This is a genomic window from Bradyrhizobium sp. C-145 (genome assembly GCF_023375135.1).
Classification (GTDB): Bacteria; Pseudomonadota; Alphaproteobacteria; order Rhizobiales; family Xanthobacteraceae; genus Bradyrhizobium; species Bradyrhizobium zhanjiangense.
Genome location: NZ_CP088150.1, coordinates 2,545,224 through 2,568,128, shown reverse-complemented (window position 1 = coordinate 2,568,128; position 22,905 = coordinate 2,545,224). Strand labels below are relative to the sequence as shown.

23 protein-coding genes and 2 pseudogenes are annotated in these 22,905 nt (G+C 64.9%); 8 read left to right on the top strand and 17 right to left on the bottom strand.

The features are described 5' to 3' along the window. Positions 1–18: 18 nt before the first annotated feature. Positions 19–1,251: a 3-hydroxybenzoate 6-monooxygenase gene (locus LRP30_RS11855; protein WP_249760416.1), complete on the top strand. Its 1,233-nt coding sequence runs from the start codon at positions 19–21 to the stop codon at positions 1,249–1,251. Here the strand turns inward: LRP30_RS11855 and LRP30_RS11850 are convergent. Together LRP30_RS11850 and LRP30_RS11845 are read right to left on the bottom strand one after the other, a co-directional pair. Then, positions 1,248–1,979 carry a cytochrome c biogenesis protein CcdA gene (locus LRP30_RS11850; RefSeq protein WP_249760415.1) on the bottom strand — a complete coding sequence of 244 codons (732 nt, stop codon included), beginning with the start codon at positions 1,977–1,979 and terminating at the stop codon, positions 1,248–1,250. The genes LRP30_RS11855 and LRP30_RS11850 overlap by 4 nt on opposite strands. A 203-nt stretch (positions 1,980–2,182) precedes the next feature. Continuing rightward, positions 2,183–2,449 carry a hypothetical protein gene (locus tag LRP30_RS11845; RefSeq protein ID WP_091892755.1) on the bottom strand — a complete coding sequence of 89 codons (267 nt, stop codon included), beginning with the start codon at positions 2,447–2,449 and terminating at the stop codon, positions 2,183–2,185. 478 nt (positions 2,450–2,927) lie between these two features. Between LRP30_RS11845 and LRP30_RS11840 the strand changes: the two genes are divergently transcribed. From LRP30_RS11840 to LRP30_RS11825, 4 genes are all read left to right on the top strand, one after another. Further along, positions 2,928–3,977: a LysR family transcriptional regulator gene (locus tag LRP30_RS11840; RefSeq protein ID WP_091892753.1), complete on the top strand. Its 1,050-nt coding sequence runs from the start codon at positions 2,928–2,930 to the stop codon at positions 3,975–3,977. Between the two features lie 26 nt (positions 3,978–4,003). Further along, a complete protein-coding gene (locus LRP30_RS11835; protein WP_020608151.1) occupies positions 4,004–4,375 on the top strand; it encodes a helix-turn-helix transcriptional regulator in 372 nt (123 codons plus the stop codon). Positions 4,376–4,670: 295 nt separating this feature from the next. After that, the gene (locus LRP30_RS11830; RefSeq protein ID WP_249760414.1) at positions 4,671–5,492 is read left to right on the top strand and encodes an enoyl-CoA hydratase; all 822 of its coding nucleotides are present in this window, start codon (positions 4,671–4,673) and stop codon (positions 5,490–5,492) included. A 105-nt stretch (positions 5,493–5,597) separates the two neighbouring features. Beyond that, a complete protein-coding gene (locus tag LRP30_RS11825; protein ID WP_249760413.1) occupies positions 5,598–5,885 on the top strand; it encodes a hypothetical protein in 288 nt (95 codons plus the stop codon). 34 nt (positions 5,886–5,919) lie between these two features. Here LRP30_RS11825 and LRP30_RS11820 read toward each other — a convergent pair whose 3' ends face one another. The 10 genes and pseudogenes from LRP30_RS11820 to LRP30_RS11780 form a co-directional block, all read right to left on the bottom strand. After that, positions 5,920–6,999 (bottom strand): isocitrate/isopropylmalate dehydrogenase family protein, encoded by a 1,080-nt coding sequence (locus LRP30_RS11820; RefSeq protein WP_249760412.1) that lies wholly within the window; start codon positions 6,997–6,999, stop codon positions 5,920–5,922. Between the two features lie 131 nt (positions 7,000–7,130). Further along, a complete protein-coding gene (locus tag LRP30_RS11815; RefSeq protein WP_128935191.1) occupies positions 7,131–8,198 on the bottom strand; it encodes an alcohol dehydrogenase in 1,068 nt (355 codons plus the stop codon). Between the two features lie 80 nt (positions 8,199–8,278). Beyond that, positions 8,279–9,250, bottom strand: a complete 972-nt coding sequence (locus tag LRP30_RS11810) for an oligopeptide/dipeptide ABC transporter ATP-binding protein (RefSeq protein ID WP_091892747.1) — start codon at positions 9,248–9,250, stop codon at positions 8,279–8,281. Beyond that, positions 9,247–10,239, bottom strand: a complete 993-nt coding sequence (locus tag LRP30_RS11805; RefSeq protein ID WP_249760411.1) for an ABC transporter ATP-binding protein — start codon at positions 10,237–10,239, stop codon at positions 9,247–9,249. Before LRP30_RS11805 ends, LRP30_RS11810 begins: the two co-directional genes overlap by 4 nt. Next, a complete protein-coding gene (locus tag LRP30_RS11800) occupies positions 10,236–11,108 on the bottom strand; it encodes an ABC transporter permease (RefSeq protein WP_128935193.1) in 873 nt (290 codons plus the stop codon). The genes LRP30_RS11805 and LRP30_RS11800 overlap by 4 nt, the downstream gene beginning before the upstream one ends. Then, on the bottom strand, positions 11,095–12,045 hold the full coding sequence (locus LRP30_RS11795; RefSeq protein WP_128935194.1) for an ABC transporter permease: 951 nt from the start codon (positions 12,043–12,045) through the stop codon (positions 11,095–11,097). Before LRP30_RS11795 ends, LRP30_RS11800 begins: the two co-directional genes overlap by 14 nt. 7 nt (positions 12,046–12,052) lie before the next feature. Further along, a complete protein-coding gene (locus tag LRP30_RS11790; protein WP_249760410.1) occupies positions 12,053–12,322 on the bottom strand; it encodes a hypothetical protein in 270 nt (89 codons plus the stop codon). A gap of 39 nt (positions 12,323–12,361) precedes the next feature. After that, a pseudogene (locus tag LRP30_RS45235) lies at positions 12,362–12,541 on the bottom strand (ABC transporter substrate-binding protein); the annotation flags it as partial. A 118-nt stretch (positions 12,542–12,659) separates the two neighbouring features. Beyond that, a pseudogene (locus tag LRP30_RS11785) lies at positions 12,660–13,589 on the bottom strand (ABC transporter substrate-binding protein); the annotation flags it as partial. A gap of 133 nt (positions 13,590–13,722) precedes the next feature. Then, complete coding sequence (locus tag LRP30_RS11780) at positions 13,723–14,919, bottom strand: CaiB/BaiF CoA-transferase family protein (protein ID WP_249760408.1); 1,197 nt, start codon at positions 14,917–14,919, stop codon at positions 13,723–13,725. 194 nt (positions 14,920–15,113) lie between these two features. Here LRP30_RS11780 and glgA point away from each other — a divergent pair, with 194 nt between their 5' ends. Next, entirely contained in the window at positions 15,114–16,529 is a 1,416-nt protein-coding gene (glgA, locus tag LRP30_RS11775; protein ID WP_128935197.1) for a glycogen synthase GlgA, read from the top strand. Between the two features lie 141 nt (positions 16,530–16,670). On the opposite strand, the gene LRP30_RS11770 is transcribed toward glgA, so the two are convergent. The 3 genes from LRP30_RS11770 to LRP30_RS11760 all read right to left on the bottom strand — a co-directional run bounded on the left by LRP30_RS11770 (position 16,671) and on the right by LRP30_RS11760 (position 19,756). Next, positions 16,671–17,621 (bottom strand): oxygenase MpaB family protein, encoded by a 951-nt coding sequence (locus tag LRP30_RS11770; RefSeq protein ID WP_249760407.1) that lies wholly within the window; start codon positions 17,619–17,621, stop codon positions 16,671–16,673. A 91-nt stretch (positions 17,622–17,712) separates the two neighbouring features. Then, positions 17,713–18,861 carry a patatin-like phospholipase family protein gene (locus LRP30_RS11765; RefSeq protein WP_128935199.1) on the bottom strand — a complete coding sequence of 383 codons (1,149 nt, stop codon included), beginning with the start codon at positions 18,859–18,861 and terminating at the stop codon, positions 17,713–17,715. Positions 18,862–18,931: 70 nt separating this feature from the next. After that, entirely contained in the window at positions 18,932–19,756 is an 825-nt protein-coding gene (locus LRP30_RS11760) for a 3-hydroxybutyrate dehydrogenase (RefSeq protein WP_249760406.1), read from the bottom strand. A gap of 193 nt (positions 19,757–19,949) precedes the next feature. Here LRP30_RS11760 and LRP30_RS11755 point away from each other — a divergent pair, with 193 nt between their 5' ends. Then, a complete protein-coding gene (locus LRP30_RS11755; RefSeq protein ID WP_249760405.1) occupies positions 19,950–20,837 on the top strand; it encodes a LysR family transcriptional regulator in 888 nt (295 codons plus the stop codon). A 177-nt stretch (positions 20,838–21,014) separates the two neighbouring features. On the opposite strand, the gene LRP30_RS11750 is transcribed toward LRP30_RS11755, so the two are convergent. Next, positions 21,015–21,743 (bottom strand): peroxiredoxin-like family protein, encoded by a 729-nt coding sequence (locus LRP30_RS11750; RefSeq protein ID WP_249760404.1) that lies wholly within the window; start codon positions 21,741–21,743, stop codon positions 21,015–21,017. 81 nt (positions 21,744–21,824) lie between these two features. Next, positions 21,825–22,109: a hypothetical protein gene (locus LRP30_RS45230; protein WP_128943982.1), complete on the bottom strand. Its 285-nt coding sequence runs from the start codon at positions 22,107–22,109 to the stop codon at positions 21,825–21,827. A 237-nt stretch (positions 22,110–22,346) separates the two neighbouring features. Here LRP30_RS45230 and LRP30_RS11740 point away from each other — a divergent pair, with 237 nt between their 5' ends. Next, positions 22,347–22,826, top strand: a complete 480-nt coding sequence (locus LRP30_RS11740; protein ID WP_128943983.1) for a cupin domain-containing protein — start codon at positions 22,347–22,349, stop codon at positions 22,824–22,826. Positions 22,827–22,905: the final 79 nt, after the last annotated feature.

Below are 22,905 nucleotides of genomic sequence, written 5' to 3'. Positions count from 1 at the left end.
AACCACCGAGGAGAGGACATGCGACAGGATCCCATCATTGTCGGCGGCGGCATCGGCGGACTTGCGGCCGCGATCGCGCTGGCGCGGAAGGGTTTTCACGTCACCGTCCTGGAACGCGCACCGCGCTATCAGGAGATCGGCGCCGGCATCCAGCTTGGTCCCAACGCATTCCACGCCTTCGACCGACTCGCACTCGGTGATGCCGCACGATCGATCGCCGTCTTCATCGACCAGCTGCGGCTGATGGATGCGATCTCGGCGGAAGAGATCACCAGCATCGATCTGACCAGCTATTTCCGGCAACGCTTTGGCAATCCCTATGCCGTGGTCCATCGCGGCGATCTTCACGGCATCTTCGTGCGCGCCTGCGAGGCGCACCCCCACGTCACGCTGCGGTCCGATTGCGATGTCATCGGCTACGAGCAGAACGATGCTTCGGCAACGGCACTGCTCAAGTCTGGTGAGCGTGTCACCGGGTGCCTCGTGGTTGGCGCGGACGGGCTTCGCTCCCGCATTCGCCAGCAGATGGTCGCCGACGGCGCGCCGCGGGTCGCCGGCCACACCACCTATCGTTCAGTGATCCCGACCGAGCAGATGCCGGAGGATCTGCGCTGGAACGCCGCGACATTGTGGGCCGGCGCCAAGTGCCATCTCGTGCACTATCCGCTCTCGGGCTGGAAGGTGTTCAATCTCGCAATTACCTGCCACAACGATCCCGTCGAGGCGTTTGCGGCAAAGCCCGCGACCCACGAGGAGGTGCTCGAAGGTTTTCGGGACGTGCACCCTCGCGCCAAGGCGATCATTCATCATGGAAGGGAGTGGAAGGCGTGGGTGACCTGCGATCGCGATCCGACCGATCGCTGGATCGACCGGCGCGTTGCTCTCCTGGGCGATGCTGCGCATCCGATGCTGCAATATTTCGCGCAAGGGGCCTGCATGGCGCTGGAAGATGCCGTCTGCCTCGCGGACGAACTCGACGAGACGGAAGGCGATGTCGCCCACGCGCTGGACCAATACAGGAACGCCCGGGTGCTGCGCACTGCGCGGGTCCAGCTTCAGGCCCGGGAACTCGGCGATCACGTCTATCATCCGGCCGGAGTCCACGCAATCAGCTCATACGCGAGACAAGCCTGGAGCGCTTCTGCGAGAATCTCGCCTGGCTCTATCAGTCGCCATTCCCGGAACGGGCGCCGGCTTCGTGAAAAGACCCGGGCGGTCCTGAGCCGTTGCAGCTCGCCGATCCCGCTCTAGCCGATCGTCTGCAACGCCGGGAACGTCTCCAGCAGCCAGATGCTCACATTCGAAACCCCGCCGGTGAGGAAGCCGATGCCGGTGATCACCATCAACACGCCCATGGCACGCTCGACATTGACGAGCTGGCCCTTCATCCGCGCGAACAGCGCGGAGAACTGCTCGATCATCAGGGCGGCGATGAGGAAGGGAATGCCGAGGCCCGCGGAATAGACGGCGAGCAGGCCGGCGCCCTTGGTGACTGTCGCTTCCGCCGCGGCGATCGACAGGATGGCGGCGAGGATCGGACCGATGCAGGGCGTCCAGCCGAACGCAAAGGCGAGCCCCATGATGTAGGCGCCCCAGAGCCCGACGGGCTTGGGGATCGGCAGCCGGCCCTCGCGCATCAACAGGCCGATCCGCGTCAGTCCCAGGAAGTGCAGGCCCATGATGATGATGACGATGCCGGCGAGGATCGACAGCTCGGCCGACCAGGCGCGGATCAGGCCGCCGATCAGCGAGGCACTGGCGCCGAGCGCCACGAACACGGTGGAGAAGCCGAGCACGAACAAGAGCGCCGACATCAAGATCGCGCGCTTGGAGGCCGCGGCCGGCTCGTCGCTCTCGACATGCTCGATCGTGGCCCCCGTGAGGTAGATCAGATAGGGCGGAACCAAGGGCAGGACGCAGGGCGAGAGGAAGCTGACGAGGCCGGCAATCAGCGCCGCCGGGATCGAAACATTTTGCATGATGCAATCGGAGCCATCTCAGGCCCGACACGACGCGCGGGGAGCGCGCGGACCGGAGCCGAACCGGCTCTGGTGTAACCGATGGCTCGGAATGCGCAACAGAGGCGCGCGAAACCGGGGCTCCTCCCGATGCCGTCCGTGATCACAGATGCGGCATCGGGACGCGCACAAATCTCCCCAAAAAGCGAGACTCGGCGGCGCGGCTACTTCACCACGCGGAGCAGCGGACGCCGGGGCTGGTCCTGCGTCTGCTTGGAAGGGGACCGCGGTTCGCTCGCAGCGCTCCGCAGCATTTCGTCGCACAATGCCTTGAGATCGGCATCGTCAATTCCTTTGAGCTTCATCCTGACGTCGAGGATGACCATGGACAGCAGCTCGGCCGAGTCGCGGCTGTTGCTCGCATTGAGAACCCTGCGGCACTCTTCGAGCGTTTCCAGGACCGACTGCAACTGTTCGTCTGAATGCGACACAAGCGTTCTTTCCGTTAATTCGGCCTGCGAGAATTGTCTGTGACGACCCCTGCGGCCCCCGTGGAGCACCAAGGATAGCACGACGCCGCTGAGCCTCTGAACATGAATTCAGTGTGTTTCTGCGATGAAACCGCGGTTCCCGCCAAAATCGTGCCACGACGGCGTCGGCAATCATCGGAGTGATTCGGGACAAGACGCTTCGTGCGCTGCGATTGCATCCGGGACCACGGCAACCGCTGTTGCGCAGGAATGTCCACTGCGGACAGCGCCGACAATCCCGCAGCCATCTCGAGGCTTGCAACGGAACTCACGCGATACCCCTCAAACGGGCAACAGGCTGCCCGATCCCAGCCCTGGCAGCACTCAAATACCGCTCGCGCCGCAGTAAGGATGACGTTCAAAACTCATCACCCCCGCAACCCGCCGTGGTTGTAGTTTGCGCCAGATTCTGCCAGTTTAGCAAACCAAAGGGAATTGTATGCACTCCTTGGCGGAAAGGGGCGTTCCGTTGGAAGAACGCCCGAAGATAAATATCAGCGGCCTCTCCGATTGGGACGCGGCCCGCATATTCCTGGAAGTCGTCCGATGTGGAAGTTTCCGCTCGGCGGCCGAACGTCTGTCCCTGTCGATCAACGCCGTCCGTCGCCGGATCGATGATTTCGAGCGTCAGACCGGCACCACCCTGTTCACCCGCGACGTCCACGGCACCCATCTGACCGATGAAGGCGCGATCGTGGTCTCTGCCGTCGAGCGCATGGAGGCGGCGGCCTTCGACGTGATGCGGACCAGCGATTCGACGGTCAACGCCCTGTCCGGCGAAGTCCGCGTCGCCGTCACCGAGGGACTTGGGACGTTCTGGCTTGCCCCGCGGCTGGTCGAATTCCAGCAAGCCTATCCGAAGATCCTGGTCGACCTGCATTGCGCGATGCGCTCGGCCGACGTCTCCCGCCACGAAGCCGACGTCGCTATCCATCTGTCACGTCCCTCGGCGCTCGACGTCAAGCTGGTGCGGCTCGGCCGCATGCATCTGATGTTCTGGGCCTCAGAGAAATACATCGCAAAACACGGCGCGCCGCGCTCGGCAGCGGAATTGATCAAGCATCGCCTGGTGCTGCAATTCGCCGACCAGCTCGCCGCCAAGGAATCTTTCGAGAGCTTCTTCCCGGGCGTTTCGGAACGTGACCTTCTGGTCATGAAAACCAACGTCTCGAGCGCCAACTACTGGGCGGTCGCGAATGGCGCCGGAATCGGCGTATTCCCGAGCTACGCCATTGCGCTTGGCGGGAAGTTGATTCCACTGGAGGTCGAGCTGAACCGACCGCTGGATATCTGGCTGTCCTACCATCCCGGTAGCGGACGGATTCCGCGCGTGCGGCACATGATTGACTGGCTGATCGAGGCTTTCAATCCGGCTCGCTTCCCGTGGTTTAAGGAGGAGTTCGTGCATCCGCATGAATTCAAGGACTCGTATATGGGCGAACCCCTGACCCAGCTCTTCGGGGGATTTTCAACCGAAGAACAACGGTGAGAAGTATGAAAGCAGCGGCGAAGAGAATGAAGCAGCGCAGTGCCGGCAAGCCGGACATTGAGCTTGGCAAGCGGATCCGTTTGCGGCGAGTCGAAATGAAGATCTCGCAGGCCGAGCTGGGCGAGAAGCTGGGCGTCAGCTTCCAGCAGGTGCAGAAATACGAGAAGGGCGTCAATCGCGTCGGCGCGGCCAGGCTTCAGCAGATCGCCTCCGCCCTCGATGTGCCCGTGACCTTCTTCTATGACGGCGACAACAAGGCGCGCGAAGTGGAGAGCCTGCTCTTCCTCGACAGCGCCTTCAGCCTCCGGCTGCTGCGCGCCTACAGCAAGATCAAGGATCAGACGGTGCAGCGTCAGCTCGTCTCGCTGATGGAATCGATCGCAGCGAACGAAAGCTGAGATCGATCGACGGTCCGGCCTTTGCGGCCGACGTTCAATCCGCCGCGTCGCGGGGGCGCGGCCGGATTGGACGAGGCCGGACGAGAAGATATGCCTGCGCCCGCGCGCTTGCGCGCGGTCTTTCTCGGGGCGGTCTAGTCGCCCCTTTTTCTTGGCGATCTGCTGCCATGCGCCGAACTTCGCGCGCGCCATGCAATCGCAGCACAGGCGGATGCAAGCTCGCCTACCCCGGCTCCGGTTGACTGCAGTGGCGCCCGCGCCGCACATTGCCTCGCCAACGATCAGCGAGCGCGCGATGTCCGACATGTCCAGCACGACCGAAACGGCTTACGCCGACGGCAAGATCCTCAAGCACACGACCAGCGGCGTCGGCGTGATCACCTTCAACAATCCCGACAAGCGCAACGCGATGTCGCTGGAGATGTGGGAGGGATTTGGCGAGGCACTGACCAGCCTGCGCGACGACGAGGCGGTGCGGGTCGTAATCCTGCGCGGCGCCGGCGGCAAGGCGTTCGTCTCGGGCGCCGACATCAGCCAGTTCGAGAAGGTCAGGCACAATGCAGCGGCGTCCGAGGAGTACGCCAAGCGCAGCGCCGCCCAGCGCGCGCTGCTCGCCGACTATCCCAAGCCGACCATCGCCTGCATCCAGGGTTTTTGCCTAGGCGGCGGCATGCAGGTCGCGATGCTCGCCGACATCCGCATCGCTTCGCACGACAGCCAGTTCGGCATTCCCGCCGCCAGGCTCGGCATCGCCTATGGCTATGACGGCTTGCGTCACCTGGTGTCGCTGGTCGGCCCGTCCTGGGCGCGCCTGTTGATGTACACGGGCATGCGCATCGATTCCTCTGAGGCGCTGCGCATTGGCCTCGTCGAGCGCGTGATCCCCGACGACCAGCTCTGGGGCGAGACCATGGGAATCGCGCAGACCATTTCCGAAAACGCGCCGCTCGCCATCAAGGCCGCCAAGATCACCATCGCGCAGGTTCTGAAGGACGAGAGCCAGCGCGACATGGACACGATCAAGGCGATCGGCAACGCCTGCATGGACTCCCAGGATTTCCGCGAGGGCCGGCAGGCCTTCATGGAAAAGCGCAGACCCAAGTTCCAAGGGCGGTGAAACTGAACCTTCGTTCAGGAAGATTAAATTTCCCACGCGCACGCACCGCGATAGCAACCAGTTGATCTGTCGAAAGTTCTCTCGCCACCAACGAGGGAGATTGCGATGAAACTCAAATTTGCTGTTCTCGGTCTGGCTGCCTTGGGCGGTGCGGCGCTCGCCTCGGGTCCCGCTCTCGCGGCAATGCCGAACGGCATCCCGCAGGCGGACAAGATTGCAGGCGGTCCCGGCGCCGATGTCGATCAGGTGCGCTGGGTCTGTAACCCCTGGGGCCGCTGCTGGTGGCGTCCGAACTACTACGGCGCCTACGGCTATTATGGCGGCCCGCGACGCTTCTACGGCCCGCGTCCGTGGGGCTGGGGTCACCGCTACCACCACTGGCGCCGCTGGTGAACGACAGGGGGCCTGCGGGCCCCTTTTTCCTTGACTACAGCGCCGCGAGCACCGCCTTCGTGATGTCCGCCGTGCCGTTGTTGCCGCCGAACTCTATCGGCTTGAGGCCGCCGGCGTAGACCTTGTCTACCGCACGCTCGATCGTCTCGCCGGCCTCCGTCGCGCTCTCGACGCCATGCTTGTCGGCGAGCCAGTCCAGCATCAGCGCCGCCGACAGGATCATGCCGGTGGGATTGGCCTTGCCCTGACCCATGATGTCGGGCGCGGTGCCGTGGCACGGCTGAAACACCGCATACTTGTCGCCAATGTCGGCCGACGGCGCCATGCCGAGGCCGCCGATCAGGCTCGCGGTGATGTCGGAGACGATATCGCCGAACATGTTCTCCATCACCATCACGTCGAAATCCCAGGGCCGCTTCACCAGCATCGCCGAGCAGGCATCGACATAGACCCGGTCGGTCTTCACCTCGGGATGCTTTTTGGCGATCTCGTCGAAGATGCCGCGAAAGAAGGCGAAGGCCTTGAACACGTTCGCCTTGTCGACGCAGGTGAGCGCACCGGGCTTGCCGCGCGCCTTGCGCCGCTCGGCAAGGCGAAACGAGAAATCGAACAGGCGCTCGGACGTCTTGCGCGTGATCACCATGGTCTCGCGCGCATCCTCATGGGTGACGACGCCCTTGCCCATCGAGGCGAACAGGCCTTCGGTGGACTCCCTGATCACGACGAGATCGATGCCGCGCCGGTCGGCGCCGACGATCGGGCTCGGCACGCCCGGAATGAGCCGTGCCGGACGCACGCCGGCATAGAGATCGAAGATGAAGCGCAGCTCGATCTGCGGCGAGATCTCGGTGTTGTCGGGGTAGCGTACCGAAGGTAGGCCGCAGGCACCTAACAGGATCGCATCCGCCTCCTCGCACAGCTTGATGGTGGTATCCGGCATCGACTTGCCGGTGGCGAGATAATTGTTGGCACCGGCCGGGGCCTCGGTGAAGCGGAAGCGCAAATCCGATTTCTGTTCGATCTTGCGCAGCACCTCGATCGCCGGCGCCATGACTTCGGGACCGATGCCGTCACCGGCGAGCACGGCAATGTGGAAGGCGTTATTTGCGGACATAAGAGCCTCAAGGAAGGAGTTAGCCAAGTCGTCATTGCGAGCGAAGCGAAGCAATCCAGAATCTTTCCGCTGGGGCAGTCTGGATTGCTTCGTCGCTTCGCTCCTCGCAATGACGGAGGAGAGAGCGTTCGTTACGGCGTCAGCACGGTGCGTCCGACCACCGCGCCCTGCTGCAATTGCAGCAGCGCGTCGTTGGCCCTGGCGAGCGGCACCGTCGTCACCGGGATCGGCGGCACCTTCTTCGCTCGCACCAGATCGAGCAATTCCTGCGTCTCACGCAAATTGCCGACATAGCTGCCCTGGATCGTCACGGCCTTGATCGGAATCAGCGGCAGCGCCCAGGTCGCACCGCCGCCGAACAGGCCGACGATGACGAGCTTGCCGCCCTTGGTCAGGCAGTCGAAACCGAGCTGCGTCGTCGCGGCATTGCCGACGAGGTCGATCACGGCGCGGATCGGCCCGCCCGCCTTCTTCGCGAGTTGCTCCAGCGCATCCGGCGCCTTGGGATCGACCGTCGCGAGCGCACCGGACTTTTCCGCCGCTTCGCGCTTCTTCGCATCGATATCGACCATGATCGCGCCCTTGCCGCCCATCGCTTTCAGCAGCGACAGCGCCATTAGGCCGAGGCCGCCGGCGCCGAACATCACGATCGGCGTGTCGAAATGCTGCTCGACCTTCTTCAGCGCGCTGTAGGTGGTGACGCCCGAGCAGGCATAGGGCGCGGTCGTCGCGGGGTCGAGCCCTCTTAGATTGAGCAGATAGCGCGGATGCGGCACCAGCATGTGGTCGGCATAACCGCCATCGCAATAGACGCCGAGCGAGCGCGGCGTCAGGCACATGTTCTCCTCGCCGCCAAGGCACGTGGCGCATTTGCCGCAGCCGATCCAGGGATAGACCAGGCCGACATCGCCGAGCTTGAGGTCGCCCTGGTCGGTCGGCTTTACGTCGGGCCCGAAGGCGAGGACTTCGCCGACGGTCTCGTGGCCCATGGTCAGCGGCAAATTGATGCCGCGGTCCTTCAGCGACAGCGGCTTGCGGCCGTGACCGAGATCGTAGCCGCCTTCCCAGATGTGGAGGTCGCTGTGACAGACGCCGGCCGCCTTCACCTTGATCAGAACCTGGGTGCCCGAGGGCTGCGGCGTGGCCTCGTCGACCTCCTGCAGCGGCGCCTTGAAATCGGCGACCTTGAAGCTCTTCATCGACGTCCTCCCGGCATGTTCTTGTTGTCGCGCCAGCATGCCACGACCGGCGAGGCGAGACAAACCCCGACCGTCTTAGTTTAGGCCAGCGGATGATGGCAAGCCGCGAACTGGCCGGGCGCGATTTCACGCAACTCCGGTATCTCCGCGCTGCATCGCTGATCGGCCCTCGGACAGCGGGTGCGGAAGCGGCAGCCGGACGGCGGCGCAATCGGCGATGGCGGCTCGCCACTCGCTACACTCTCAACGGGACGCACATCCGGATCAGGCACCGGGATCGCCTGCAACAGCAACCCGGTATAGGGATGCGCCGGCTTTGCGAACAATTGTTCCGACGGCCCGACCTCGCAGAGCCGGCCGAGATACATCACCGCGACGCGGTCGCTGACCGCTTTGACCACCGCGAGATCATGCGCGATGAACAGCAGCGTCAGGCCGAAGCGCGCCTTCATCTCCTCTAGCAGATTGAGAATCTGCGCGCGGATGGAGACGTCGAGCGCCGACACCGGCTCGTCGCAGACGATGAACTCAGGATTGAGCACCAGCGACCGCGCGATGCAGATGCGCTGGCATTGCCCACCGGAGAATTCATGCGGCAGACGACCCGCCACGATATCAGGGTCGAGCCCGACCGCGGAAAGCACCTCGTGAACGCGCCGCTTGCGCTCGGCAGCATCCTTGACGCCGGCGATGATCAGCGGTTCGGCGACGATGTCGCCAATGCGCCGGCGCGGATTGAGCGAGGCGATAGGATCCTGAAAGATCAGCTGCACGCGGCGGCGCATCTTGCGCAGCGCCTCGCCCTCCATCGCCGTCAGATCCTCGCCGTCGAACATCACCCGCCCGGATTTGGCGCGGCGCAACTGCAGGACCGCGCGCCCCAGCGTCGACTTGCCGCAGCCGGATTCACCGACCAGCCCCAGCGTCTCGCCGCGTGCGACCTGAAGGCTGACACCGGAGACGGCATGCACCGTCTTGTTGCCGAGACCATATTCGACGACGAGATTGTCGACGTTCAGCAGCGGCTCGGGGCGCACGGCAAGCTGCATCATGCGCCGATCCCCTCGGCCATCTGGATCGGATGGAAGCAGGCATAGAGATGCCCCGGCACCTCCGCGCTCTTCAGCTCGGGCTTAGCCTCGTGACAGCGCCGCGCGGCATAGCGGCAGCGCGGCGCAAAGGAGCAGCCACGCAGCGGCCGCGTCGGGTCGGGCGGACGGCCGGAGATCGCAGGCAGCGGCGTATGCGGCGCGGTCTCAAGCTTCGGGATCGCCGCCAGCAGCGCCTCGGTGTAGGGCATGTGCATGCGCTTGAACAGCGCCGGCGTCGGCGCGCGCTCGACCACCCTGCCCGCATACATCACGGCCACCTCGTCGGCGCGGCCGGCGACGACGCCGAGATCATGGGTGATGATGATCATCGCCATGTGGCGGCGCCGCTGCTCGCGCGCCAGGAGATCGAGAATCTGCGCCTGGATGGTGACGTCGAGCGCCGTCGTCGGCTCGTCCGCGATCAGCAGTTTCGGCTCGCAGGACAGCGCGATCGCAATCGCGATGCGCTGGCGCATGCCGCCGGAACATTGATGCGGATATTGCGCGAGCCGCTGCTCCGGTGCCGGAATGCTGACGGCCGCCAGCAGCTCGATGCTGCGCTTCCTGGCCGCCGGGGCATCCAGCTCGAGATGTTCCTGGATCGTCTCCATCAACTGGGTGCCGATGGTGAGCACGGGATTGAGCGAGGTCATGGGATCCTGGAACACGACCGCGAGATCGCGCCCGCGCAGGCGCCGCAGCCGTTCCGCATTAAGCCGCACCAGATCCTCGCTGTCGAACATCACCCGGCCCGTCAGCTTCGCCTTCTTCGGCAGGAGCTGAAGCACCGCGCGCGACAGCATGGTCTTGCCACAGCCGGATTCGCCGACGATGCCGAGCGTGCGGCCGGCCGCCAGCGACAGGTCGACGTGATCCACCGCGCGCAAATTGCCGCGCGGTGTCGGCAGCTCGACCGCGACGTCCTCGATGGTCAAGAGCGGCGCGCTCACAATGCCCCCTGACGCGGGTCGGTCAGGGCCCGCAAGGTGTCGCCGACGAGGTTGAAAGCCAGCACGGTCAGGAACAGCGCCGCCGCCGGCAGGAAGGCGAGCCGCGGCGCGACGTCGAGGCTCTCACGCCCCTCGCCGATCATGCTGCCCCAGCTCGCCATCGGCGGCGGCACGCCGAGGCCGAGAAAGGACAGCGCCCCCTCGACCACGATGGTGACGGCGACACCGAGCAGGAAGAAGGCGAGCAGCGGCAGGATCACGTTCGGCAGAAGCTCGCGCAGCAGGATCCGCGCGTGGCTGGCGCCGAGCGCCTCGGCGGCAATCACGAATTCGCGCCGCGACAGCGTCAGCGTCGCCGCACGCGCCACGCGCATGAAGGCGGGAATGCCGAGCACGCCAAGGATCAAGGTCAGGTTGGGGACGGATTGGCCGAGATAGGCGGTCACGGCGAGCGCGAAGATCAGCGGCGGAAAGGCCAGCAGCACGTCCATGCTGCCGACCACCAACGTCTCGAACCGGCCGCGGAAATAGCCGGCGAGCAGGCCGAGTGCGCCGCCGAATACAAGGCTGATCATCGGCGCGATCAGCCCGACCGTCAGCGACACTCGCGCGCCGAAAATCAGGCGGGCGAGCTCGTCGCGGCCGAGCCCGTCGGTGCCGAGCCAGTGCTCTCCAGAGAACGCCGCGCGACGCTCCAGCATGTCCATGTCGGTCGGGTTCTGCAGCGGCAGCACCGGCGCGAGGATCGCGAGCGCGAGAATGATCGCAAGCCAGCCGCTCGCGAGCCAGAACAGCAGGCCGAGCTTGCGCCTGCCGCGAACGGGCGCGGACGCCGCCTCGTCCTGAATCGAGAGCTCAAGCGTGGCCATGGCGGATCCTCGGATCAAGCACGGCGTAGAGCATGTCGACGATGAAGTTGACGAGCACGAAGCCGCAGGCGACCAGCAGCACCACGCCCTGCAGGATGACGAGGTCGCGGGTGTAGATCGCGCCGACCAGCAGCCGTCCGATTCCGGGTAGTGCAAAGATCGATTCCACGATCAGCGTGCCGCCGAGCAGACGGCCGATATTGATCCCGGTCACCGTCACCAGCGTCAGCGACGAGGGCTTGAGCGCATGCACGAACAGGATGCGTGCGGGCTTGAGGCCCTTGGCCTTGGCGAGCGCGATATAATCCTCCTGCAAGGTGGCGATCATGTCGGAGCGCAGCACCCGCATGATGCCCGGCCATTCCGCCAGCGCCAATGTCAGCGCCGGCAGCACGAAGAAGCGCAGATTGGCCAGCGGCGCCTCGGTGAACGGCACATAGCCGGTTGCGGGCAGCCAGTGCAGCTCGACCGCGAACAGATAGATCAGGAGGATCGCGGTCAGGAAGGACGGCATCGACAGCATGGCGAAGGCGCTGCCGGTCATGAAGCGGTCGAAGGCGCCGCCGGCGCGCGCGGCGCAGGCGATCGCAAGCGGCACGCCGATCACGAGCCCGATGAACTCGGCCATCAGCATCAGCTGGAGCGAGACCGGGATGCGCTCGGCCACCGCCTGGAGCACCGTCTGCCCGGTGCGGAAGGAGCGGCCGAGATCGCCCTGCAGGACATGGCCGAGCCAGCTCAGGTAACGCCACCACAGCGGTTGGTCGAGCCCCATGTCACGGCGCAGCGCCGCGACATTCTCCGGCGTTGCCTGGTCGCCGAGGATGACCAAGGCGAGATCGCCCGGCAGCAGCGAGGCAATCAGGAAGGTCAGCAGCGAGACGGCCAGCAGGACCGGCAGAATCGCAAGGAGCCGCCGAACGACGAAGTTCAGCATCGCGCTTTCATTCCAGCCAGGTGTTCGAGACGTCGATCACACCGTTGTAGATTTTCGGAAAGCCCTTCAGCTTGGCGCTCGACAGCGCGTAATAGGTGTTCTGGAAGGTCCAGAACCAGATCGCCTGCTTGTTGATCAGGCGGCTGATCGCGCAATAATCCTCGGTCCGTTGGCCGAGGTCGGCCGTGACGCGGGCATGATCGAGCAGCCGGTCGAGCTCCGGATCAGCGTAGTTGGACAGCGCGAGCGGACTGCCGCTGCGAAAGTTCGCATACATCTGCGGATCGGGATCGGCGAGATCGACGATACGCCACGGCGTCAACTGGAACTGGCGGGTGAAGGCGCGCGACGGGATGGTGGCCTGATCGACCTGCTCGATCTCCATGTTGCCGCCGACGCGCTTCCAGAACTGCTGGAGCACCTGGCCGATCATGCGGCCGCGCGGCGTCGCGGTCACCAGCATCTTGAACTCGACCGGCTTGCCATAATCCTTGATCAGCGCCTTGGCCTTCTCGATGTCGAACGGCAGCGCGCCGTCGTCCTTGCACTATGACCCAGGAACCGTCGCCGTACGGATTGGTCGCGGGGCGGCTCAGGCCGTTGCTGATTGCCTGCGACATTTTTGGACGGTCGATCGCCATCACCAGCGCCTGCCGCACGCGGACGTCGTCGAACGGCGCGACCTTGGTGTTGAAGGCATAGACCTGCGCGCCCGAGCCCTTGTAGGTGTGCACGGTGAGTTTTGAGTCCTTCTGCGCCCTCATGATGTTGTCGGCGTCGTTCTCGTCGTCCCAGATGATGTCGGCCTCGCCCGATTGCAGCGATGCGAAGCGCGACTGTGCGTCGGGCAGCGGCTTTAAGATGATGCGGTCGAGATACGGACGGCCCTTGTCCCAGTAGTCCGGGTTCTTCTCCAGCACCATGCGGTCGCCCGCAGTCCAGGATTTCAGAATGTAGGGGCCGGTGCCCACGGGATTGCGATTATAGTCGTCGCCCTTGGTCTTCCAGGCCGTCGGCGAATGAATGGCGTTGTTGGAGCTCTGGATGGTGATCACCGCCGGCAGGTTCACGGAGGGATCAGTAAGATTGTAGACGATGGTGTATTCGTCGGGCGCCAGCACCTCCTTGACGTTGGTGATGTAGAAGGCGCAGCGGCACTTGTTGGCGGGATCCTTCTGCCGGTCAAAGTTTTCCTTGAACGCCTGCGCGTTGAACGGCGTGCCGTCGTGGAATTTCACGCCCTGACGCAGCTTGAAGGTCCAGCTCTTGTAGTCGTCGGAATGGGTCCAGGACACCGCGAGTTTTGGCGCCGCCTCGCCTTTCTCGTCCAGCGTCGTCAGCGTGTCGAAGATCGCGGCGGCTGCGGTGAAGGTGGAGGTGTCGTAGACGCCGACCTTGAGCGGATCGAAGCCTGCAATCTCCAGCTCCTGACCGACGGTGATGCTGCCGCCCGACTTCTGCGCCTGCGCCGGCGCTGCCAGTGCAAATGCCGCAACAAGGAAAATCGGCACGCACTTGCGTGCCACGGCAGCCGCATTCGTCATGGTTCCTCCCGGGGTCCCTCGTCCGATGTTTCGGATCGTTGAATGACTCGGGGAGCGAGATTGGCGACAAATGTCCGCCACGGCAAGAGGAACGCACGAGGGTTCGAGCGCCGCATACCGCGGCGCGATGCGTTCAGCACGTCGCGGCCGTTTTGCCTGACGGAATTGGCGCTTCGTCCGCGAGACCGATCTCATCGCGTAGCGCATCCGTGTGCTCGCCGAGCACGGCCATCGTCTTGGCCGGCGTGGTGTCGGCGCCCGACATTCGGAACGGCAGATTGAGGACCTGGAATGAACCGCCCCCGTCCCGCACCTCGGACAGCGCCTGCCGGTGCGCGAGCTGCGGATCGGCCAGCGCTTCTGACACGGTGCGATAGGCCGAGGCCGGAACGCCGGCTGCGCCGAGCGCGGCAAGGCATGCATCGGTCGTGAGCTGCCGTGACCAGGCTTCGACCCCGTCCATCATGTCGGCCCAGTTCTCGCGGCGCGCGGCGTAGGTCGAGAAGCGCGGATCGGAGATCCAGGCGAGGCGGCCGATCACCCCCATCAAACCCTGAAACGTCTTCTCGCTCGCGATCGTGATCATGACATAGCCGTTTTCCGTCTCGGTCGGCCCGAACATCGGGCGCGGCGGCGGCTTCACGGCGAATTGCGAGCTCTGCAACTCGGTCAGCGTCAGCGACAGCATCGTTTCCAGCATGGAAACGTCGATGTGCTGGCCGAGACCCGTAACCGTGCGCTGATAGAGCGCCGAAGCGATCGCGCCGAAGCCGTAGGTGCCGGTGACGACGTCGGCATGATAGATGCCGCAATAGTCGGGGCGGTTGCGGCCGGGCTGGTAGGCGAGATGCGCCAAGTCGTAGCCCGAGGCCGCGTGGATCACCGGCGCATAGGCCGGCAGCTCGGCCGAGGGGCCGGTCTGGCCGTAGCCTGAGATCGAGCAGTAGATCAGCTTTTGGTTGACCTGACGCATGCTGTCGTAGTCGAGCCGCAGCCGGTGCATCACCCCCGGGCGGAAGTTCTCGACCAGGACGTCGGCGGTCGCGGCCAGCCGGCGCACCGCCTCCTTGCCGTCCTCGGATTTGAGGTCGAGCACCACGCTTTTCTTGCCGACATTGAGCTGGCCGAACGTGGTGCTGCACCCCTTGCGCAGCGGCGGCCGGGTCCGCATCGTCTCGCCGCCGTCGGTCTCGATCTTGATCACCTCGGCGCCCATGTCGGCGAGCATGCGCGTGCAATGGGGACCGGCAATCGTGGTCGAAAAATCCAGGACCCGCAGGCCGGCGAAGGCCTTTGTCGTCGTCCCCTCATGCTTATCTGCTAGCTGCATGCCTGCTCACGTCCTTGGGTGTCTTAGGAACTTATCGAAGTTCTCTGTTGTTGATGCGGCGACCCTAGAGGGCGGCGGCTGAGTAGGAAAGTGTTTACCGAACCGACGCGCCGCATGGGCGGGCTTGGGAATTCCGGAACAACTGGACCCGTTCTTGCATAGCAGCGAACGGGATCGGCAGAGGGCGGCTGTTCTTGAGGGTCTTGTTCGTCACGACAGAGATGGACGACTTCGTCCGCGTCGGCGGACTTGGAGCCGTTTCTGCTGCTCTCCCCCGCGCCCTTCGCTCCTTTGCCGATATCCGGATCATGCTGCCCGGCTATCGCGACATCATCGAACAACTCACGCACATTCAAATCGTTGGCCGCTGTCCGGCATTCGCGGAGATGCCAGCCTGCTCGCTCGGGCGGGCCGCGACCAAGGACGGCCTGCCGGTCTACGTGCTGTTGTGCTCACAGCTCTATGACCGGCCCGGCAATCCCTATGGCGACGAATCCGGGCGCGACTGGCCGGACAACGACATCCGCTTCGCGCGCCTTGCCTCGGCCGCCGCTGAGCTGGCCATGGGCACGCTGGACAAGAATTGGGCAGCAGACCTGATCCATGCCAATGACTGGCAGGCCTCACTCGTGCCGGCCTATCTCGCCTGGCGCGGCGCCAAGCTGCCGTCGATCCTGACCATCCACAACCTCGCCTATCAGGGCCTCTTTCCGAAGGACTCGCTGCGGCGGATCGGCGCGCCGGAGAGCTCGTTTCATATCGACGGCGTCGAATTCTACGACCAGGTCTCCTTCCTCAAGGCCGGGCTGGTCTATGCCTCGCACCTCACCACGGTCAGCGGCACCTATGCGCGCGAGATCACCACGGCCGAATTCGGCTGCGGTCTCGAAGGCCTGCTTCGCGTCCGCTCCGACGCCGCCGAGCTCACCGGCATCCTCAACGGGATAGACGAGAGCTGGGACCCACGCTCCTGCTCACAGCTCGCCCAGCAATTCGGCGCCGGCGACTGGATCGGCAAGAAAGCGAATGCGGACTACGTGCGCAAGCAGTTCGGGCTTGCGGTCTCACGCGGCCCCATGTTCGGCATCGTCGCCCGCCTCGTGCACCAGAAGGGCATCGACCTCGTGCTGTCGGCCGCCGACGAGATCGTCGATGCCGGTGGCCAGATCGTGATCACCGGTTCCGGCGAACCGGCGCTCGAGCAGGCCGTGATCAACGCGCATCGCCGCCGCCCCGATGCCATCGGGGTCGTGATCGGCTTCAACGACGCCCAGGCGCGCCGCATTTTCGCCGGCAGCGATTTCACCCTGATGCCCTCGCGCTTCGAACCGTGCGGGCTCAGCCAGATGTACGCCCAGCGCTTCGGTTCGCTGCCGATCGGACACCAGACCGGCGGTCTGGCCGAGACCATTACCGACGGCGAGACCGGCTTCCTGTTCGCAAGGCCTTCGCGCGAATCCTTCATCGGCGGCGTCCGCCGCGCGTTCGAGGCGTTCATGGCGCAGGACCAGCTCGATACCATGCGCCGCAGCGCAATGGGACGATCGTTCTCCTGGAGCATCTCGGCCGGCTGCTACAGCGCGCTGTACCGGAAGCTGGCGTCGGTGTGAGATTGGGCCGAGGCGTGGCTGCGCACTCCGTCATTGCGAGCGTAGCGAAGCAATCCAGAGTCTGTCCGCGGCGGTAGTCTGGATTGCTTCGTCGCAAGGGCTCCTCGCAATGACGGAAGTTGTTGGCAGCAGCGGAGGACTTCACCCCTTCCCGCGCACGTCCATCTGCGGCCGCCCGATCCAGGCGCGGTTCAGGCACCGGATCATCCAGTCGGGCTGCGGCTCGCCCCGCAAGCGCGCCTGCGCCTCCTGATAGGGGCCGACATAGCGCAGCCGGTCGGGCAGTTTCGGATAGACGCGCCTGATCCAGGTCAGCGCATTGTCGGCAGCTCTGATGTCGCGCGCGTCAAGCACAAGGCCGAACCCGGCGCGCAGCCGCTCCGGCAGCATGCGCGCCGCGAGCGCGCGGTACCATCGCGGTGGCCGCAACCAGGGACGGGCGCCTCTGAAGATCTGTTCGGCGATCTGGCGCGCCGCCGGGCTGACGGTCAGCGTATCCGACTGCGCCATCGCCGCATTGTAGGCTGCGAAGCCGGACCAGTCCGCCGGCAAATCATCCCCCGTCAGTCCGAACAGGGCGCCGTACAGCCGGGCCTCGCTCCAATAGCGCTCGCGCTCCTCCGCCGAGAGCGGCGGCAGCACCAGATCATGCACCATCAGCGCGGTCTCGACCAGCGTCGCATGGACCCAGCGGAGCGAGGGAATGTCGTTGGCGCAATAGCGCGAGCCGGCCGCGAACGGACCGACGGTCTCGGGCATCTCGCCAATGATCATGCTGTGGCGCCGGTGCAGCTGCCGGGACGACAGCAGCGCCCGGTCCAGCGAGCCGAACACCATGGTAAAGACGATGTCGAAAGTGCGGTGGAAGCGGCCGATCGGGTCGGCAAGCGTGCTCGAATGCTCGGCGATCGCCGCCGCCACCCACGGATGCGCCAGTTGCAGCAACAGCGCACGGCCGGCGCCGAGAAAGATCACGGCCTCCCGGTCGATCCGCCAGGTCAGCGAGGACGGACCGAACACGCCGGCGACCGGTCCCGCCGCGTTCGCACGCAGCGTTTCGAGCGATGCCTCCAGATCTTTCTCACCGACCAATTGCAAGCCTCGCGACGAAGACACGGCGACAATACCCCGGACCGCGCCGCTGCGAAATCGTCATCACGCAAAACAATGACGAACAAGGCCCTCACTCCGCCGCAATCGGCAGCACGTCCATATGCTCGTGCAGCACCACGCCGGCGAGCGGATCGAATTCACCGATCCACGGCTTTCGCGCAAGCACGGATCTCGTGTGGGCATAGCCTGCATCCCAGCGCTGCATGATGCCTGACGGACTGAAATCGATATCCTTGGTGTGGCTCTCGCGGTCCAGCTGCGGGGCGAGCAGGCGCACCACATGCATGCGCGTTGGGCAGCCATGGCTCGTGAGCTCGCGCACCGCCGGATCGCTGCGCTCGCGCTCGGGCAATCGCGCGGCGAGCTGGTTGATGACGTGGCGCAGGCGATGGGCCTGCTGCTGGCGCGCGATCTGGCTGGCGATCCGGCTGGAATATTGCACGTCCTTGTGACGGTTAAGCACCTCCGCCATCGTGGTCGGCTCGGCTCCAACCGGATTCCACAGATGCACCGCGAAGATCAGCGAGTCCTTACGCGGATTGTCGTCGAACACCGCCTCTGTCGGCGTGTTGGACAGGATGCCGCCGTCCCAATAGAGCTCGCCGTCGATGCGCACCGCAGGGAAGGCCGGCGGCAGCGCGCCCGAGGCCATGACGTGCTTCACCGAGAGATCACCGTCGCGGCTGTCGAAATAGCGCATCTGGCTGGTGCGGACATGAGCCGCGCCGACCGTCAAGCGCGGCGAACAGCGGTTGACGAGGCTGAAATCGACGAGTTCGAGCAGCGTCTTCTCCAGCGGCGCAGTCGAATAGAAGCCGGCGTGGTCGGCGCCGAGCGGAAAGGAATCCCCCGCATGCGCCAGCGGATTGGGCCGGAAGAAGCCGGGAATGCCGTTGGTGACCGTCGACCAATAGGTCAGCTTCTCGTTGAAGCCGGGAAACGCGGTGCGCAAATTCCAGATCGGATTCTGCTCCATCCGTTTCCAGAACTCCCTCAGACGCGCGAGTCGCTGCCGAGGCGCGTTGCCCGCAATGAGGCTCGCATTGATGGCGCCGATCGAGGTGCCGATGATCCAGTCAGGCTCGATGCCGGCCTCGTGCAGCGCCTGATACACCCCGGCCTGATAGGACCCGAGTGCGCCGCCGCCCTGAAGCACCAGCACGACCTGGCCCGGCAGGTCCGTACCATTGTTCTGCGCGTTGTCCTGCATGCCGTTCATGTCTCGCTCCTCATGAGCTTGCGCCGATCGAATGTTCGCAGTCCGCCGCAGCTTGTTGCGCCGCCCCATGTCAATGCGCGGTCCAGCCGCCATCGACCGGAAGCGCAATGCCGGTGATGGAAGCGGCCGCTTCCGTCGCCAGGAACACCGTGAGCGCGCCAAGCTCCTCGACCGTGGCGAAACGCTTGTTCGGCTGCTGCACGAGCAGCACGTCACGGATCACCTGATCGCGGGAGACGCCGTGCGCCTTGGCCTGTCCGTCGATCTGCGCCTCGACCAGCGGTGTGTAGACGTAGCCCGGACAGACGGCATTGCAGGTGATGCCCTCCTCCGCGGTCTCGAGCGCCGTCACCTTGGTGAGACCGACGATCCCATGCTTGGCGGCGACATAGGCCGCCTTGAACGGCGAGCCGACCAGACCATGCGCAGAGGCGATGTTGATGATCCGGCCAAAACCGTTCCGGCGCATGGCCGGCAACGCGAGTCGCGTGGTGTGGAAGGCGGACGTCAGATTGATCGCGAGGATCTGGTCCCATTTCTCGACTGGAAACTGGTCGAGCGGCGCGACATGCTGGATGCCGGCGTTGTTGACGAGGATGTCGAGCCGGCCGGATTGGGCGATGGTGGCCGCGATCATCTCGGCGATCGATTTGGGCCTCGTCATGTCTGCGGGCGAGTAGCTCGCCTTGATGCCGAATTCGGCGGCGAGCTGCTCGCGCGTCCGGTCGATCTCGCTCGCGACACCGAGGCCATTGAGCACGATGTCGGCACCCGCGGCAGCCAGCGCCCATGCGATGCCGAGCCCAATGCCGCTGGTCGAGCCCGTGACCAGCGCAACCTTTCCGGCCAGCGCGCGCGCAGGTTGAGACGTCTGTGGCTTCAGCGATATGTTCATGCGAGATCCTCCGTTGGCGATCGCTGGGCTTGGCCCCGGCGCCCGCTTTCGCAGGACCATGAAGCGGCGCCGGCCCGAATGGAAATGCCGCCTGGCTTCCGAAACCATACGCGCCCGCTATTGCGGCCGGGATGTCATTCCCTGCCCCGATCGGCTAGAGTTCTGCTGCCCGATCCTGCTGGGGAGCCGATCCATGGAAATGCATCAGGTCCGCTATTTCCTCGCGGTGGCGCAGCTGTTGAACTTCACGCGTGCCGCCGAGGAGTGCAACGTGACGCAGCCGTCGCTGACGCGCGCGATCAAGCAGCTCGAGGCCGAGCTCGGCGGCGACCTGTTTCGTCGCGAGCGACCGGCTGCGCAGCTGACCGAGCTCGGCCAGCGCATGCATCCGCTCTTGAAGCAGTGCTATGACGCCGCCGTCGGCGCGCGTTCCCTCGCCTCCTCGTTCAAGAGCGGTGAGATCGGCCCGCTCCGCATTGCGCTGACACATTCGATCGATCTGTCGCTGCTCATTCCCCATCTCAACCAGATCAGGCGGCAGTTCAACCGGCTCGAATTCCGCTTCCTGCGCGGGACGAGCCGCGAGGTCGGCGAATTCCTGAAGAAGGGCGAGGCCGAGCTCGGGATTGCCGCCGAGATCGATGAGGCCTGGGAACGGCTCGACGTCTGGCCCCTCTTCACGGAAACTTTTGAGCTCGTCGTCGGCGATGGCCATCGGCTGGCCGGCCGCAGCTCGGTCGAACTGGAGGACTTGCGATCGGAGCAGCTTCTGAGCCGGACGTTCTGCGAGCATTCCGGCCGGATCTCTGCGAGCCTGCGCGAACACGGCATCGACATCGAACATGGCCACGAAGTCTCGAACGAGCGCGATCTGATCGAGCTGGTCGACGCCGACATGGGCATCGCCATGGTGCCGCACACCTCGCCCGTGCCGGAACGGCTGACGCGCGCCGCGGTGACGGGGCTGGACGCCCGCCGTACCGTCAGCCTTTACGGGGTGGCCGGCCGGCAGCGCACGGCAGTGGGCAATGCCGTGATGCGCATGCTGCGCGGCGCGGACTGGCGAGCGCTGGCGGGGTAGTGCGGACGCTCTTTCTTCCCCTCTCCCCTTGCGGGAGAGGGTGGCTCGCCGCGACAGCGGCGGGACGGGTGAGGGGTTGTCTCAGCGCGCTAGTCTCTTGCATCGAGGGCGGAGAGAAACCCTCATCCGGCGCTTCGCGCCACCTTCTCCCACAAGGGGAGAAGGGAATAAAGCGCGTTATGCGAAGCTCAGCTTTCCCCTGCGTGCATCCTCCAGCGCGGCCAAGAGATCATCGATCTCCATGCGCTTGCGGAAATCGGGATCGACGAAGCGGGCCTTCACAATGCCGTCGCGTCCGACCACGAACACGGCCGGGATCGGCAGGACCCAGCCGTCATTGCCGTGGAATTTCGCCATGTCCTGATAGGACAACAGATGCTGGATCTCGGCGCCGAGCCAGATCGCAAGATTGAGCGAGAGCGCGTAGCCGTTGTCGAGATCGGTCAGGATCGGAAACGGCGCACCGGCATCTGACTTCAGCTGCCGCGTATATTCCTGCGTTTCCGGCACGATTGCGACGACCTGGGCCCTTATCGCCTTGATGCGGCCGAGTGCCTGGACCACCGCGCGGACATTGAGCCGGCAATACGGGCACCAATGACCGCGGAAGAACATCACCGCAACCGGGCCGCTCTCCAACAGCGCATTCAGCGCGACGAGACGTCCACTCTCGTCGGGCAGCATGAACGGCGGCATCGCATCGCCCGGACGCGGCGCCGTCTCACCACCCCCGTTTCCATTTAACCGCGCGACCAGGCGATCGACCGCCTCGCCATAGGCGGGGAACACCTTCCGGCTGGCGTCGGCATAGGCGCGGAGCTGGTCGTTCAGCGTACCGTCCATGTCGCGGCAGCGCTGGAAAGCAAGCCTGAGCTGTTCGGCGTCGGCGGGCGAGAGAGACGTCATCTTCTGCTCCGGCGTTCAGGGGACGAATATTAGTTGCGTGGTCGGGCCGCCCGCAAGGGGGCGGCCGTCCTGCGCACGCGATCAGTTCACGTAGAAATTTCCGGTCGGATCCAGCCGCCCCGACGTGGAGTACAGCGTACCCTTGTCCATGAAGAAGACGGTGTTGTCGGGAACCCTCTTCGCGTTCTTCATCATGGCGTCGTGGTTCTTCTCGGCCGGCGCCATGGCCATCGCCGACATCTTGCCGGGCCCGCCATAGACGTAAGCCATGCCGGCCTTGAAGTCCCAGGCGGCCTCCGAGAAGGCCGACGTGGCGATGACGGCGAAGGCCGCGCTAAAGATCAGGGTTTTGGACACTTTCGTCATGAGATGCTCCTCCGGATTGACGTGAACGCCCGCCAATCGGGCGCCCTGCCATCGGACGCCAGATCCCCCGGAGGCGGAAATGCCGATGCCCAATCGGTTCGATAGCCGCGGCGCATCAACATAGCGCCGGGCTATCGCATCGAAAGCGAGCCGGCATTTCAACATCGACGCGGTCTCGACGAAGCTCCTGCCATAGCCGGCGACCACCACGGTTGCGGCCAACACAGGAGAGTTCCCATGTCTAGGCATCACATCGTGTCGCGCGTGGTTTGGACAGGCGTTGCCGTTCTCGGGGCGCTGACATTTGCGACACCGGTTTTCGCCGGCGAATGTCCGGCCGACAAGATCAAGCCGAACGCCCAGCAGATGGTCGATTACAAGCCGGTCGGCGTCACCGATGTCACGCTCGGTGCGATCGACCTCGGCAAGCAGCCGGCGCATATCGAGGGCCGCGAGCTGCGCTTCCGCAAGCTGACGATCGCGCCCGGCGGCATCGTGCCCTGGCACAGTCATGACGACCGCCCTGCTTTGATCTTCGTGCAGCAGGGCGAGATCGTCGAATACGCCTCCAACTGCGCCGATCCGATCGTGCACAAGGCTGGCGACATCCGTCCCGAAGTCTTCGGCACCTCGCACTGGTGGAAGAACCTCGGCAAGGAGACCGTCATTCTCTATGTCGGCGACGTCCGCAAGGACCCGAACGACCACCACATGTAACGAGCGCACGGCCCCGGCGTATCGTTACCCGATGTGGTGCCCGGATCTCGTGCCGGGCGCCACATCCCTCACAGGACAA